The organism is Halosimplex rarum (genome assembly GCF_047715405.1).
In the GTDB taxonomy this organism is placed as follows: domain Archaea; phylum Halobacteriota; class Halobacteria; order Halobacteriales; family Haloarculaceae; genus Halosimplex; species Halosimplex rarum.
This window is the reverse complement of sequence record NZ_CP180412.1, coordinates 116,209-131,350: the sequence shown is the minus strand read 5'-3', so window position 1 is coordinate 131,350 and position 15,142 is coordinate 116,209. Positions and strand designations below refer to the sequence as shown.

The 15,142-nt window shown below is 72.1% G+C and carries 13 protein-coding genes; 10 read left to right on the top strand and 3 right to left on the bottom strand.

Annotated elements, in window-relative coordinates:
• Positions 1-48 precede the first annotated feature (48 nt).
• Positions 49-1,041 carry an aldo/keto reductase gene (locus ACMGFH_RS00545; RefSeq protein ID WP_415380829.1) on the bottom strand — a complete coding sequence of 331 codons (993 nt, stop codon included), beginning with the start codon at positions 1,039-1,041 and terminating at the stop codon, positions 49-51.
• A gap of 153 nt (positions 1,042-1,194) precedes the next feature.
• Between ACMGFH_RS00545 and ACMGFH_RS00540 the strand changes: the two genes are divergently transcribed.
• Together ACMGFH_RS00540 and ACMGFH_RS00535 are read left to right on the top strand one after the other, a co-directional pair.
• Positions 1,195-2,085 (top strand): winged helix-turn-helix domain-containing protein, encoded by an 891-nt coding sequence (locus tag ACMGFH_RS00540; RefSeq protein ID WP_415380828.1) that lies wholly within the window; start codon positions 1,195-1,197, stop codon positions 2,083-2,085.
• A 65-nt stretch (positions 2,086-2,150) separates the two neighbouring features.
• Positions 2,151-3,293: an acyl-CoA dehydrogenase family protein gene (locus tag ACMGFH_RS00535; RefSeq protein ID WP_415380827.1), complete on the top strand. Its 1,143-nt coding sequence runs from the start codon at positions 2,151-2,153 to the stop codon at positions 3,291-3,293.
• A 252-nt stretch (positions 3,294-3,545) separates the two neighbouring features.
• Here the strand turns inward: ACMGFH_RS00535 and ACMGFH_RS00530 are convergent, their stop codons facing one another.
• Together ACMGFH_RS00530 and ACMGFH_RS00525 are read right to left on the bottom strand one after the other, a co-directional pair.
• Positions 3,546-3,839, bottom strand: coding sequence for a DUF5789 family protein (locus ACMGFH_RS00530; protein ID WP_415380826.1), 294 nt, complete (start codon positions 3,837-3,839; stop codon positions 3,546-3,548).
• Positions 3,840-3,948: 109 nt separating this feature from the next.
• A complete protein-coding gene (locus tag ACMGFH_RS00525) occupies positions 3,949-5,034 on the bottom strand; it encodes a tubulin/FtsZ family protein (RefSeq protein ID WP_415380825.1) in 1,086 nt (361 codons plus the stop codon).
• 80 nt (positions 5,035-5,114) lie between these two features.
• Here ACMGFH_RS00525 and ACMGFH_RS00520 point away from each other — a divergent pair, with 80 nt between their 5' ends.
• From ACMGFH_RS00520 to ACMGFH_RS00485, 8 genes are read left to right on the top strand one after another with little or no spacing between them, the layout of a single operon-like run.
• On the top strand, positions 5,115-5,846 hold the full coding sequence (locus tag ACMGFH_RS00520) for a hypothetical protein (protein WP_415380824.1): 732 nt from the start codon (positions 5,115-5,117) through the stop codon (positions 5,844-5,846).
• Between the two features lie 3 nt (positions 5,847-5,849).
• Complete coding sequence (locus tag ACMGFH_RS00515; protein ID WP_415380823.1) at positions 5,850-6,386, top strand: hypothetical protein; 537 nt, start codon at positions 5,850-5,852, stop codon at positions 6,384-6,386.
• Positions 6,387-6,413: 27 nt separating this feature from the next.
• Complete coding sequence (locus ACMGFH_RS00510; RefSeq protein ID WP_415380822.1) at positions 6,414-8,348, top strand: ATPase, T2SS/T4P/T4SS family; 1,935 nt, start codon at positions 6,414-6,416, stop codon at positions 8,346-8,348.
• On the top strand, positions 8,345-10,126 hold the full coding sequence (locus ACMGFH_RS00505; RefSeq protein ID WP_415380821.1) for a type II secretion system protein: 1,782 nt from the start codon (positions 8,345-8,347) through the stop codon (positions 10,124-10,126). Before ACMGFH_RS00510 ends, ACMGFH_RS00505 begins: the two co-directional genes overlap by 4 nt.
• Before the next feature lie 34 nt (positions 10,127-10,160).
• On the top strand, positions 10,161-10,637 hold the full coding sequence (locus ACMGFH_RS00500) for a hypothetical protein (RefSeq protein ID WP_415380820.1): 477 nt from the start codon (positions 10,161-10,163) through the stop codon (positions 10,635-10,637).
• Positions 10,615-11,007 carry a hypothetical protein gene (locus tag ACMGFH_RS00495; RefSeq protein ID WP_415380819.1) on the top strand — a complete coding sequence of 131 codons (393 nt, stop codon included), beginning with the start codon at positions 10,615-10,617 and terminating at the stop codon, positions 11,005-11,007. The genes ACMGFH_RS00500 and ACMGFH_RS00495 overlap by 23 nt, the downstream gene beginning before the upstream one ends.
• Positions 10,998-11,885 carry a hypothetical protein gene (locus tag ACMGFH_RS00490; protein WP_415380818.1) on the top strand — a complete coding sequence of 296 codons (888 nt, stop codon included), beginning with the start codon at positions 10,998-11,000 and terminating at the stop codon, positions 11,883-11,885. The genes ACMGFH_RS00495 and ACMGFH_RS00490 overlap by 10 nt, the downstream gene beginning before the upstream one ends.
• A complete protein-coding gene (locus ACMGFH_RS00485; protein ID WP_415380817.1) occupies positions 11,882-15,130 on the top strand; it encodes a hypothetical protein in 3,249 nt (1,082 codons plus the stop codon). Before ACMGFH_RS00490 ends, ACMGFH_RS00485 begins: the two co-directional genes overlap by 4 nt.
• Positions 15,131-15,142: the final 12 nt, after the last annotated feature.

Genomic DNA, 15,142 nt, shown 5'->3' with positions numbered 1-15,142 from the left:
GGTCCGCGCTCGCGGCGGGCTTCTGCTCGTCTGGCCGCCGTCGGCCCCTCACCAGCGATGGTGGACGTAGTCGGCGACGTGCTCCTCGTAGATGTCGCGGACGGCGCCGTGAGTCTGGTGGGAAAGCGGGTCGAGAGCGGCGGCGGCGTCGTTCTCGCCGACGTGCTCGGGCGTCGTCGACCCCGGGATCACCGTGGAGACGGCGTCGTGGTCGAGGATCCAGCGGAGCGTGAACTGCGCCATCGTCGCGTCCTCGGGGACGAACGGGCGCAGGTCGTCGACGGCGCGCAGGCCGTCCTCGAAGGGGACGCCGGCGAACGTCTCGCCGCCCTTCCGACCCACGCCGGCTTCGACGCCCTCTTCGGCGGCCGTGCGGCGGTGGTCGCCCTCGCCGAAGTCGTCGACGCCCCCGAAGACGTCCGCGAGCAGGCCGGAGGCGAGCGGGACGCGCACGATGATCCCGACGTCCTCGTTCGCCGCTCGCTCGAAGAACCGCTCGGCCGGGCGCTGGCGGAGCGGGTTGAAGATGATCTGGACCGTCTCGACGACGTCGTACTCGATGGCCTTCGACGCCTCCTCGACCTTCTCGACGCTGACGCCGGCGTGTTCGATCTTCCCCTCCTCGCGGAGGGCTTCGAGCACTCGGAAGTTCTCGGGGTCGTAGAACGCCTCGGTCTCCGGGCAGTGCAGCTGGACCAGATCCAGGGAGTCGACGCCGAGGCGGTCGAGCGAGCCCTCGACGGAGGCGCGCAGCCCCTCCTCGGAGTGACCTTCGTCCTCGTCCGGCGCGGCCTTCGTCGCGACGTAGATGCGCCGGTCGGGGTCGCGCTCGTCGAGGACCTCGCCGATGAGCCGCTCGGCGCGGCCGTCGCCGTACACCTCGGCGGTATCGAGGAAGTTCACGCCGTCGTCCAGCGCAGTGCGGATGGACTCCCTGGCCTGCTCGTCGGTCACGTCGCCCCAGCTCGGGCCGACGTTCCACGTCCCCAGGCCGATCTCCGTGACGTCGTACCCCGTCGAACCGAACTCTCGTGTGTCCATGACCGAACAGAGGGACTGTGCCGCGAAAAAGGTGGGTAATCCGGCCCGTGCTTCCTCGTTTCGCGGTCGATCCGGACCGCACGGCGGTCGGTCACGTCGGACCGCCGCCGCGGCTCCCCAACCTATTTCGACGTGAATCGGGAACGTCAGGACGTGCCAGACGACACCGACACCGCGTCCGCGGGGGCCGGCGCCGACCCGGAGGACGCCTTCGCGCTCATCGGCAACGAGACGCGAGCGGCGATCCTCCGCGCGCTCGGCGAGACGCCCCACGAGGGCGTCTCCTTCTCCGACCTCCGGTCCCGCGTCGACGCCGAGATGGACAGCGGGCAGTTCAACTACCACCTCTCGCAGCTCGTCGGGCAGTTCGTCGACCGCGACGACGACGGGTACACGCTCAGGTCGGAGGGGCTCGCGCTCTACCGACAGATCCGCGCCGGGACGTTCAACCGGCGGGCGGCCGTCGAGCCGTTCGAGATCGGGCTCGACTGTTACTTCTGCGGCGCTCCGGTCGAGGGGGAGTACGAGGACGGGACGTTCGAACTGCGCTGTCCGGGCTGTGACCACGTGTACTCGCACGCCCAGCTCCCGCCCAGCACCGTCGAGACCGGCGACGTCCAGAACCTCCTCGAACGCGTCGACCAGTACAACCGCCACGAGATGCTCGCGTACGCCCGTGGCGTCTGTCCGACCTGCGTGAGCCCACTCGACACCGAGTTCGTCCGCGGCGAGGACGTCTGGTCCGAGGGGAGCGAGCGATTCGACGTGTTCGTCGGCAGCGAGTGCGACCACTGCGGCGCCCGCCACTACATGTCCGTCGGTCTCGCGGTGCTGTACCACCCCGCCGTCGTCGCGTTCTTCCACGACCACGGAGTCGACGTGACCAGCCGCCCCCACTGGGAACTCGCGTGGGCGATGACCGACGAGTCCCTGACCGTCCGCGACACCGACCCCTGGGAAGTAGCACTGGAGGTCGAACGCGACGGCGAGACGCTCGAACTCGTCGTCGACGAGGACGTGTCGGTCGAGGCGTCGCGCTCCTGAAACGGCCGGCTCGAGCGCCCCCGTGCCTGCCGAACAATCAAGGGACGAGCGCGGGTAATGCCTCCATGGACTTCGCCCTCACGCAGGAACAGCGCCAGATCCGCGACATGGTCGCGGAGTTCGTCGACGACGAGGTCGTCCCGCGCGCGGCCGAGATCGACGAGACCGACGAGTTCCCAGCCGACCTGGTCGACCAGATGGCCGAACTCGGTCTGATGGGCATGCCCATCCCCGAGGAGTACGGCGGCGCCGGACTCGACTACCACGCCTATCCGGAGGCGCTGGTCGAGATATCACGGGGGAGCGGCGGGCTCGGTACCATCGTCGCCGCCCACGTCTCGCTGGCCTGCAACATGGTCTACGAGTTCGGCGACGAGGACCAGCGCGAGCGGTACCTGACCCCGATGGCCGAGGGCCGGGAGATCGGCGCGTTCGCACTCTCGGAACCGGGCGCAGGAAGCGACGTGCCCGCGATGGAGACCACGGCGGAGCGCTCGGGAGACACCTACACGATCGAGGGCGGGAAGCTTTGGATCTCGAACGGGTCCGTCGCCGACACCGTCGTCGTCTTCGCCAAGACCGATCCCGAGGCCGGGGGCAAGGGCATCTCGTCGTTCGTCGTCCGCCCCGGCGAGGACGACGGGTTCCACGTCGAGGGCACCGAGCACAAGCTCGGCGACAAGGGCTGTCCCACCGCCGAGTTGCGCTTCGACGGGATGGAGATCCCCGCCGACCGGCGACTCGGCGAGGAGGGCGAGGGGCTCGTCCAGGCGCTCAAGACGCTCAACGGCGGTCGGATCACGATCGCCGCCAGATCGATCGGCCTCGCGCAGGCCGCGCTGGACGACGCGCTGGCGTACGCCCAGGACCGCGAGCAGTTCGACCGGCCCATCTCGGAGTTCCAGGCCATCCAGCACAAACTGGCCGACATGGACACGAAGATCCGGGCGGCCCGCTACCTGATGCACGCGGCGGCGGACAGGAAGATGCGCGGCGAGCGCTACGTCAAGGAAGCCGCGCAAGCGAAGCTCTACGCCTCGGAGATCTCCCGTGAGGTGACCAACGAGGCCGTCCAGATCTACGGCGGCTACGGCTACACCACGGATTTCGACGTCGAGCGGTACTACCGCGACGCGAAGCTGAACGAGATCTACGAGGGGACGAGCGAAGTGCTCCGGAACACCATCGCTGACCAGTTACTTGAGTAGCGGGAGGTGTGCGACGCCCGACGGCGGAGAATCCGTCTCCGGGCGGACGTGTCAGAGGGGTCGGCCTCCCGACTGCACGTTCGGGCGAACGCTACTAGAACGTGCGTATTGAGGAGGATCACTACAGGTCAGACAGTATACACGTAATCGAACCGAACAGCAGACGATGTGACGTCCGGAACCCGTCCGTTGCGCTTCGCACGGCCTTCGACGGGTAATCGAGATGGTCAGCGAGAGGGTTGGGCGAACCGCTCACTCGTCGGCAGTGGGGATCGGGCCGGTCCCGGTGACCTCGCGGACGGCGTCGGTGAACTCCCGGCGGCTCTCGAAGTAGGGGACGTCGACGTCGTCCATCACGCCGGCCAGCTGCTGGGGGCCGTCGGGGGTCCGGATCGTGGCGTCGCCCTCGCGGTCGACGATCTCGCTGTGGGCCATCCCCCAGTTCAGTCGCGAGGCGACGCGGGCGAGGGGCGCGCCCTCGACCGGTTCGCCCTCGCCGAGTTCGACCGCGGGTGCCTCCTCCTCGTCGGACTCGTCGTCAGCCATGTCTCTCCCTTTTCCTCCCCGGCGATTAGAGCTTTCGCTTCCAGACGGCGGGCAGCGCGGACGACGGCGCCGGGGACCCGACAGTGGCAGTGGCCCCGGGGCGGTCGGTTCAGAACAGGTCGTCGAGCTCCTCGTTGACGAACGCCTCTTTGGCCTCGCTCTCGTGTTGCTGTTTGGACTCGCTCGCCTCCCGGGCGCGTTGCATGAACTCGTCGATGCGGTTGGAGCGCTCGACGCCGCCCAGGAGCACGAGCGTCGCGATGCGCTCTGAGTCCAGCGGGAAGTCGCCGCCGCGGACCTGCATGCTCCCGGTCTCCTCTTCGATCCACGAGCGGGCGCGCTCGACGCCCTTCCGCGAGATGCGTTCGGGCTGACCGGCGACGACGAGCAGGCCCGTCTCCGCCTCGACGACGTTGGGGACGCTCGTCCCGGTCAGGAGGGCGTTGCGGGTCGTCGACGTGATCGCGTTGACGTTCTCGCCGGCGTCCTCGCTTGCGGCGGCGCTCGCGTAGCCCAGGACGGCCATCCCGCCGGGGCGGAGCGTGTTGATGATCTCCGAGGAGTCGACGACGCTCTCGGCGATGTCGTCGACGGCCTCGATCTCCCCCGACGCGAAGAGGAGGCCGAGCCGCTGGGCGATGTTGTCGTTTATCTCCTTGTAGCCTTCCTCCATGCTCTCGCCGGCTGTCCGCCAGGCGTCGTTGTCGATGAGCAGCAGGGAGTCGGCCTCGCGTGCCACGGTCTTGAGCGAGCGGCCGGCGTTGGCCTGGTAGATCGCGCCCTCGTCACGGCCGGGGAGGACGCCGACCACGTAGACGGGGATGTCGTGGATACGCTTGAGCTCGCGGGCGAGCGCGGGGGCGCCCCCGCTGCCGGTGCCGCCGCCGAGGCCGGCGACGATGACGACGGCCTCGGCTTCCGTGGAGAGCTTCGCGTCGAGGCCGTCCATCACCTCCGTCGCCTCGTCTTGCATGATCTCGGCGCCGAGTTCGTTGTCCCCCCCGACGCCGTGACCCTTGACGCGGTCGCGACCGATGAGCATCGTGTCGATGTCCAGACTCTGGAGATCAGCTTCGGCGGTGTTGACCGCCATGGCGCCCTGGACGGCGCCGAACCCCATGTCGTAATCGTACTCGGCCAGCCGCTGGGTGACCTTCCCCCCGGCCTGGCCGACACCAATCAGGACGACCTTCATACCCCTACCCTCGGCGCAATGGTTATTGAACGTTGGGACCGCGCGAAGGTTCAAGTGCGGTGACGGGACGAGGGTCGCCCATGTCCGAGCGAGACCTCGAAGCGCGACTCGAGGCCGTCGAGCGCGCGCTGACCGACGACGACACCGACCTGACCGACCTCCGGGAGACCGCCGACGCGGTCGGCGAGGCGAGCGACCTGGAGGCGCGGGTCGCGGCCCTCGAATCCCGCGTCGACGAACTCGAAGCGGGGTTGCAGGCCGTCCGCGGCTACGCCGGGAACGTCCGCGCGGTCAACCGCGAGGTCGAGCGCCGCGCCAGCGCCGCGCTCGCGAAGGCCGAGGCCCTCGAATCCACCGTCGAAGACGGCGGTTCGCCCGTCGAACCGACCGTCGCTCCCCCGGGCGCAGGGGGGCGGGCGCGAGAGCGGCCTGCCGCGCCCGCTCCGAACGGCGAACGGCCCGCCGGGTCGCCCGGGAACGCCGGCGATTCCGTCGACTCGCCCGCGAGCGCCCGCCGATCGCCGGCGGACTCGACAGATCTCGACGGGGTCAACGCCGGGTCTGGAGGAGACGTGGGTCACTCGGGGGCCGGTGGAGACCGCGACGGGGACGGCCAGATCCCACCGGGGAGCGCCCCAGCACCGCGGGACGAGGGAGCGCCGCACTCCGGTCGGCAGGCCAGGGGAGGCGGGCGGAGCCGACCACAGCGGTCTCGGTCCGGAGCCGACGACGCGGGGAGCGACGAACCGGGACCGGCCGAGGCCGAGAGCCAGACCGAGCAGTTCATCGAACGCGTCAGGGACGCACTGTGACCCGTGGTCAGGGTCGCGTTCACCGTCGCGCTCCTCGTCGCCGTGGCAGGCGTCGTCGTGCCGGCGACGGAGTACGCGGGCGTCCAGCGCAGTGACACCGCGGTCCGGGACGCCGTCGAGCGACTCGTCGGGGAAGCGCGAGCCCTGGCGGCCGGCAACGACGCGCTCCCGAGCGACGCGGGCCCCGCGCGCCGATCCGTCGCGCTCGGCCTTCCGACGGAGGGGTTCGCCAGCGCCGGCGTCGAGCACTTCTCGATCGGACCGCCGAGGGCAGACGCCGCGACGCCCGCGTCGAGCGAAACTGAGAGTGCGGACGGAACCGAGAGAGACGCGACCGGCGAGGATGCGACCGGCGAGGACGCGACACGGTTCACGTGGCGCGTCTCGGGCGGCACCGAACACACCGTCGTCACGGACGACGTGCGGATTCGACCGCGCGACGGCCGACCCCTCCGGCTGTCCGGTGGAGAGGCGCGGCTGGAGCTCCGACTCGTCGACGAGGACGGGACGGCCGTCGTCCGTGCTCGGCGCGAAGGTTGAAGTACGAACCCGCGACCAGCCGCCGCCATGCACGCGCTGCTGTCACGACTCCGCGGGGACGAGGAGGCCGGACGGTGTCGGTGCCGGCCCGAGTTCGAGGGCGACCGGCTCGCCGTCGACGCGAACGACTGCCCCGAGGCGGGCCGACTCGAGTCGTCGGAGGCCTGTCGCGAGACGGTCGTCGACCGTCTCACCGAGCGCGACGCGACGACGGTCACGACCCGCGCGGACGGCGTCGTTCGTGCCTACGAGGGCGACGCCGCGGCGTTTCTCGTCGCGGCCGGTCGGTTCGCCGACGCCGTCGGGTTCCGCGACGAGCGGCTGGCCGGGCTGGCGCCCCGCGATCCGCTCGCGGCGGCCCGGGAAGCGACGGGCCGGGCCGGTCCCGTGAACCGGATCGCCGCCGAGACGGGCCTGGCGGAAGGGGCCGACCGAGCGCGGGACTACGAGGACGCGCTCCGCCCGTTCGTGGGCCCGACGGTGAGCCGCTCTCGGGTCGCCGCTCGGCCGCCCGTCGACGCGCGGCTCGTGTCGCGGCGAGAGCTCGGGTCCGGCGCGGTCGTCCGCGTCTACGACCGGCCCGACGAGGCCGTCCGGACGTACCACCTCGAACCGGTCGAGGCGCGCTTCGACGCGTCGGCGACCGCGACGCTCGCGGCCGCCTACGAGCGGCTGGCTGACGGCGTGGTCACGGGCGCCGAACGCGCGCCCGGGCGAGCGGTGCGGAGCGTCGCCGCGGAGGACGACCCCGTCGAGGACATCGCGGCGGTGCTCCGGAAGCACGCGCGCGGCTACGGCGCCGTCGCGGACCTCTTCGCCGACGAGCGCGTCTCCGACGTGTTCGCAACCGCACCGGTCACCTCGACGCGCCTGCGGATCCGAGTAGAGGGCGAGACGATGCGGACGAACGTTCGACTCACCCGCGACGGCGCCGAAGCACTGGCCTCGCGCTTCCGCCGCGAGAGCGGGCGGGCGTTCTCCGGCGCGGACCCGACGCTCGACGCGGCGGTCGCGACGGGCGGCCGGCGCGTCCGCGTCGCCGCGGTGACCGACCCGGTGAGCGACGGCATCGCCTTCGCCTTCCGCGCGGGCGACCGCGAGCCCTGGACGCTGCCCGCGCTCGTCGCGAACGACACGATGACGGCCGAGGCGGCCGCGCTCCTCTCGGTCGCCGTCGAGCGCGGCGCGGCGGGCCTCGTCGCCGGCCCGCGCGGTGCCGGGAAGACGACCTGCCTGGGCGCCCTCCTCTGGGAAGTCCCGCCCGAGACCCGGAGCGTCGTCATCGAGGACACCCCCGAACTCCCGGTGGAGGCGCTCCAGTCGGGCGGCCGTGACGTCCAGGCGCTCCGGAGCTCGCTCGGCGGGGCGGGGACCAGTCCGACCGACGCGTTGCGCACGGCGCTCCGCCTCGGGAGCGGTGCGCTGGTCGTCGGCGAGATCCGCGGCGAGGAGGCCGAGACGCTCTACGAAGCGATGCGCGTCGGCGCGAACGACGGCGCGGTGCTCGGGACGATTCACGGCGACGGCGGTGCAGACGTCCGCGAGCGCGTCGTCTCCGACCTCGGGGTCGCTCCGTCGTCGTTCGCCGCGACGGACTTCCTGGTCACGCTCGAAGCAACCGAGACGGACGAGGGGACGCAGCGGCGGGTCGGTTCGATCGAAGAAGTCCACTCCACGGGTGCGATGGCGTCACACGCCGGAGGACACGGAGATGGAGGCGGGCCTGACACCGTCGGATTCGCGGCGCTGTTCGAGCGCGGGGTCGATGGACTCGCCTCCACCGATCGGGTCGAGCGCGGCAACAGCCGGCTCGTCGAGTCGCTGACGGGCCCGGCTGAGACCTACGCCGACCTCCGCGAGGAACTGGCGGCCCGGAGAGCGTGGATCGACGGCCTCGCTTCGACGGGGCGCACGGGTCCCGAGACAGTCGAACCGGCCCGCGTCGAGCGGGTGAAATCGTGACGCCCGACGGTCGAACCGGGGCGGCGGACGGCTCGTCTCGGACGCCCAGACTCGCCGGCGGGAACGGCCAGGGCGCACCGTCGCGGCTCGTCGCTGCCGTCGAGGCGCTCGCGTCGGTTCCCCCGTGGACGCCGGAGACCGATCCGGAGATCACACGGGCGGTCGCCTTCCTCGACGACGACCTCGATCCCGAGACGGTGCTGCGAGCGGGCGACGGTGCGGCCGTCGTCGCCGCGGTCGCCATCGTGGTGCCGCTGATCGCCCTGTTCGGTGCGCCGTCGGTGGCCCTCGCCGCCGGACTGCTCGTCGGGACGGCGGTCGCGGCCGTCGCACGATACCTGCCTCACGTCCTGGCGACCGCGCGACGGACTCGTGCGCTCGGGACGGCGCCCGAACTCGTCAGCAGCGCGGTCTTGCGGATGCGGCTGACGCCGACGCCGGAGACCGCCGCCGCGTTCGCGGCCGACACCGGCGGGGGACGGCTGGCTGGAAGTCTCGCTCAGCACGTCCGGCGGGCGCGCGGAACCGGGCAGTCGGGACTGTCGTCGTTCGCGGACGAGTGGGCGGAGTGGTTCCCGGCGCTCCGACGCGCGCTCACGCTCGTGGAGTCGGCGGGGTCGGCGCCGGCGGAGGAGCGCGAGCGGGCGCTCGACGCCGCGCTCGACGTGACGCTGGACGGGACTCGCGAGGCGATGGCCGAGTTCGCGGCGTCCGTCCAGGGGCCCGCGACGGCCCTCTACGCCTTCGGCGTGTTGCTGCCGCTCGCGCTCGTCGCGTTGCTTCCGACCGCCGGAACGGTGGGCGTCGAAGTCCCCCTCGCGGCGGTCGTGCTCGGCTACGACATCTTCCTCCCCGCGGCGCTGATCGCGGCGAGCGCGTGGTTGCTCTCGCGTCGTCCCGTCGCGTTCCCTCCGACCCCGATCACGCGCGCCCACCCCGACGTGCCCGACCGACGGTGGCCCGCGCCGGTCGCGGGACTGGCGGCAGCGGCGGGCGCCTGGCGGGTCGTCGGGCGCGTCGCCGCGCCGTGGACCGCGTTCGTGACGGCCCCCATGGTGGGGCTGGGCGTCGCGCTCCTCGTCGCGTATCGGCCGATGACCGCCGTCCGCGACTGGGTTGAGGCCGTGGAAGCGGGGCTGCCCGACGCGCTGTACCTCGTGGGTCGCGAGGTCGGCCGCGGCCGCGCGGTCGAAGCGGCGATCGACGACGCCGTCGAGCTGCTGGAGTCGGCGACCGGCGAGGTGTTCGCCGACGCCGCCCGTCAGCAGCGCCAGGTCCGCGCGGGCGTCCGCGAGTCGTTCATCGGCGAACACGGCGCGCTCGCCGCCGTCCCGAGCGAGCGCGCCCGGAGCACCGCCGAACTGCTCGCGGTCGCCGCCTCGGAGGGCCAGCCGGCGGGACCGGCCATCGTCGCGATGGCGGCCCACCTCGACGACCTCCGCGGCGTCGAGCGGGAGATCAGGCGGGACCTGGAGCGGGTCACCTCGACGCTCGCACACACGGCCGCGGTGTTCGGTCCGCTCGTCGGAGGCGCCACCGTCACGCTCGCCGAGCAGATGAGTTCGGACGGGCCGCTCACCGCCGCGGTTTCGCCGGACGCGCTCGGGATCGCTGTCGGCATCTACGTCGCGGCGCTCGCGGTGATCCTGACGGTGCTCGCGACCGGCCTGGAACGGGGGCTCGACCGATCGCTCGTGGGCTATCGAGTGGGACGCGCGCTCTGTCTCGCCAGCGTCGTCTTCGTCGCCGGCCTCGTCGGCACGGGGTGGCTCGTCTGAAGGTTTAAATCCGGTCGGGCGACCAGGCCGACCCATGTTCGACACCGCCGTGGAATCGACGTACGTCTGGCTGGCACTCGCGGTCGTCGGCGCGGGCGTCCTCGGGCTAGCGCTCCGCGTTCCGACGGCGCCGCCTCCGGACGCGACCGGTGTCGCCCGCACCGTCGACAGCGTCGCGTCGAGCCCGCACGAAGCGACCGGCAGCCACCCCGTCGACGCTCGCCAGATGCAGCTCGGCTCGCACCGACTCAGTCTCCGCGGTCCCGGCGGGGACGCCCACGCGTCGTTCGCCTACGGTCCGGTCGTGCCCGCGACGGGCGGCGACGGTGACCGCCTCGGCGCGGTTCTGCAGGGGGTGCCGCCGGGCCGCGCGTTCGCGAGTAAACAGCGGTTCGAGCGGGCGCTCGATCGATCGCGGACGCGCGATCCGTCGTGGCAGCCGGCGCCCGAACGGCTGGTCGTCCGTCGCGTCACATGGGGGGAGGTCAATGCGACGCTCGTCGGCGCGTAGTGGCCAGACCGAACCGGTCGCAGCGCTGGTCGCCGTGGTCGTGGTCGCGCTGGCGCTGGCGCTCTACGCCGGCGCGTTCGAGGCCAATTTCCCGGGACCGGTCGACCGCGACCACGCCGAGGCCGCCGCAGACCGCGTGGAACGGGCGGTGACCGTCGGCGGCGTCGCCCGGCCGGGACGGCTGGCCGACGCACTCGACCGCGCGCCTTCCGGGTACGAGGCGAACGCGACGCTGACCGTCGGCAACGTGACCGAGCACGCCGGCCCGGCCGCCCCGTCGACAGGCGACAGCGCGAGTCGACGGGTCAGCGTCCGCGTCGGTGGCGGGCGTGTCGCTCCCGGTCGGCTGGAGGTGCGGGTATGGACGTGAGAGCGTCGAGCACGGCGTTCGACACCGTGATCTTCGTCCTCCTCGTCGGCGTCGCCGTCGGCGTCCTCGCCGGCATCGACGCGCGGGGCGACGTCGACGGGGACCGCGTCGCGCAGGAGACCGCCGACGTGCTCGCGACGAGCACGGCGGAGGTGACGTACACGCGGTCTGTGACCGTGGAATCGTCGTCGCTCCTCGGCGACGACGAGCACCGAACGGTCGGCGTCACGCGGAGCGCTCGCGGCACGCACGCGCAGTTGCTCGCCGCCGCGGCGGTGTCGACACCCTCGCTCGGAGGAACGTCGCTGGTCGGCACCGGCGGTGAACTCCGGGAGGAGAGCCGCGACGCAGCCGAACGGGTACTCCACACGCGCGAAGCGAACGTCCAGGTGATCGTCACCTGGCGACCGTATCCCAACGCGACGCTCGGGTCGTCGTTCGCCGTCGGCGACGGGCCGCCGCGAGACGCCGACGTGTCCGTCGCGACGGCGACGGTTTCGAGTGGTCTCCCCGAGGTATCCACCGAGGCCAGGCGGGCGGCTCGGAAGAGCGGGTACGGCGGCATCGCGACAGTCGTCGCGGGGTCGGTCGTCGACGGTCTCTTTCCCCCGCCAGAGATGCGAGCAGCGCTCTACAGCGAGGGGCCGGACCGGGCGTTGACCGCCCACCGCTACCGCCGGGCAGCGAACGCGCTGGGTGTCGAAGACCCTGGTCTGTCGCACCCGCAGACCGTCGAACGGGCCAATCGGAAGCTCGCCCGCGCGCTCGCGACCCGGTTGCGAGCGGACCTGCGACAGCAGTTCGAGACACCGGAGGCGGCAGCGCGCGCGGTCAGGTCTCACCGGGTGCGACTCGTCGTCAGGACGTGGTCGCCGTGAGCCGGCGCGGGTTCGAACTCGGGACGCGCGGCCGCGTCCCGTTCGCGCTGGTCGGCGTCCTCCTTGTCCTCTCCAGCGCGCTGTTCGCCAGCGCCGTGGACCGGCCGCAACCGACGCCCGAACCGGCTGTCGACCTGGCCGTCGAGCGGGCGACGGCGGACGCGCGGGCGGCCGTCCGGAGCGCCGTCGCCGACGCGAGCGTCACCGCCGCAACCGACCCGGTGCTGACGCCCGCGAACAACGAGTGGGGCGACGTGCTCGACCCGGAGACGGCGTTCAGGGACGCCCTGCGGGCGCGGATCTACCTCGCCGCGCGCGAGCGGCTCGGGTCCGTCACGCGCACTCACCGCGGCGTCCGGGCGAACGCGACGCTGGCGCCGACGCCGACGCCCAAAGCGCTCGACGAGGCGATCGAGCGGGTCGCGGTCGAACGGGCGGGGCCGGACGGAACGAGCCTCCGGGTCACGCTCTCGAACGTTACCGTGCAGGCCACGAACGGTGGCCGCGTCCTCGGCACCGAAAGGGTGTCGTTCTCCGTGGTGGTCGCGACTCCGATACTGGCCGTCCACGACCGGGTCGAGACGTACGAGAAGCGGCTGAAGGCCGGGGTCGCCAAGCCGGGGTTCGGACAGCGGTTGACGACTCGGCTCTACGCCGTGGCGTGGGCGCGAGGCTACGCCCAATACGGAGGCGCACCGATCGACAACGTCGTCGCCAATCGTCACGTCGAACTCGTGGCCAACGGCGCCGTTCTGGACGTCCAGCGGTCGACCTTCGGCCGAAGCGACCCCGACGGGCGGCAGGCGCTCACGGGGGCGATGGCGGCGGTCGGCTTACAGGACCTCGTATCGGCGCGCGGTCCCGCTGACCCGGGCGTCAACAAACTCCTCCAGCAGCAACTGCGGTCGGCGACGACGCCGGCCGAGAGCGCGGGCGTCCCCGGGCTGGCGTCGGGCGGGACGGACGCGCCGTCGCCCAACGAGACCATCGACGTGTCTGTCGGCCTCACCGCGGACCGGGCGTTCCGCGAGTTGCTCTACGAGGAGGCGATCAACGGGACCATCGACTCGGTGTACGGTGCCCGTGTCCGGACGCTCGCGGCGACCGAGCGGATCGGCGGCGGGAAACCGGATCGACCGGGCCCGCCCGCGGATCCGGACCGCTGGGAGTTCAGGGCCGAGACGACCGAGACGGACGTGATAGACGTCTCGAACGCGACGCGTGGGCCGAGCGTTTCGCGCCCGTCTGGGTATCACCGGCTAGAGACGTACGTCCGCACGGTTCGGCTCCGTCACGAGCGCCGAGCCGTCTGGTATCACAACGGGTCGGTCAACGCGACGACGCGGACGAGCACCGAGACGAAGCGGGTGACCGTGTCGGTCGTCGGCGACCACGCCGTCACGCCGCACGCGCCCGACAACCCGATCGCGACAGTCCACGAACGGGGTGGCCCCTTCGACGGCCCGAACCTCGCCGACGTACCCGAGCGAGTCCGAGAAGCGGTCGTCGGTGGCGCAGGTGGTCCGGACGCGCTCGCCGGACGGGCCGCCCGGGGCGCGCTCGACACGGGCCCCAGATCCGTCGACGGCGAGTGGCCGGGCGACGTGTCGCCGTGGATCTACGCCGGGCTCGTCGACCTGCGGCGGACCGTCCGGAACGCGTCGGTGTCGGTCTCGCGCGGGAAGATGGGCACCCACGAGGTCAATCCCGCCGCGGAGCTCGCAGCGCACCTGCGCGAGCGACGGGCCTCTCTCGTCGACGCGCCGGTCACCTATCCACACGTCGCGGCGAAGGCCCGCGTTGCTGTCCGTGGCCGGTATCTCGGCCTCGTGGCTTCCCGGCTGGACGAGCGAGCCGACGAACACTCCCAGCGCGAGGACGCGCTCGCCGACGCGCTCGACAGCGTCGGAGGCCCGTCGCTCTCGCGACTCCGAACAGAGTACGACGCCGCGCGCGCCGACGACCGCGGGGCTGGACCGGGGTCCGACGGGGGCGTCGGCGGGCCGGGAACCGATCCCGTCACCGGTCTCGACATGCACGTCGACGGCGCACCGCCGTACCTGACGCTGACCGAAGTAACGCACGAGGACGTCGCGGCGGTCAGCGAGGAGGATTCGCCGACACACCCGCTCACCGCCCGGAATGTCAACTACGTCACGGTCCCGTACGGCGACGCGACCGACGCGGTGCTGACGGCGCTCATGCCGGGCGGGTCGAGCCGTGAGCGACGGCTCGTGACTGCCGCCCGGGCGCTCCGGGCGGCCAACGAGACGCTCGACCACCGGCCGAACGCGACGGTCAGGGAACGGCGCGACCGACTGCGCGTGAAACTCGACTCGACCGTCGACGCGATCCGGACCGACTTGCGACGGGAGTTACGATCCCTAGATGTCGGCAACAGTTCCGTACAGCGGGCCCAGATCGTCGACGACGGGCTCTCGCGATGGGAGACGCTCGACGAGCGAGCGCTCGCGCTGTCGAACGGGTCCGTGATCGAACCGACCGTCGCGGCCGCCGAGGACCGGACGACCGACGACGGCTGGACGACCCGAGAGCGAGACCGAGTGCGGCTCCGCCTCCGGACGGCGCTGTACGACTCACTGGAGCGCAAGCGCGGGAAGGTGTCGGGGCCGGCGGTGACGGCCGCGACCGAACACGTCAAGGCCGCGGTCAGAAAGCGCGTGAAGTCGGAGGTGTCGGGCGTGCTGGAGAAGCAGTTCAACGAGTCGGTCAGCGAGGTCCCAGCGGGGATCCCCCTGGCGCCGCCGCTGGGCAACTGGGTCGCGACGATGAACGTCTGGTCGGTGACGGTGCGCGGGCAGTACGCCCGATTCGCCGTCGAGACGCCGCGGCGGACGCCCGGTGCGGGCGACGCCTCGCTGAACTACGTCCGCGACGGCTCGAACGCGACGCTCGATATCGACGGCGACGGCGAAGGGGACGTACTGGGTCGGGCCTCGCGCGTGGCGTTCACGACCCGGACCTCCGTCGTGGTCGTCGTCCCGGCCGGGGGGACCGGCGTCGGCGACATCGACGGCAAGGCGATCGAGGAATCGAAGGGGTGGGCCGTCCCCGGCCCCGTCGACCGGGAGCGGCCGTGGACCGGCGAGGAGTACCCGCTGTCCGTCAACGGGTCGAGCAAGGACTGCGAAACCGGAGAGTATCGAGCCGGTGTCACCGGCTTTCGTCACGGGACGGCGCCATCGGACCACGAGTGCCGGGACGAGAGTGACAGTGACTTGTAGGCCGACGGCCAA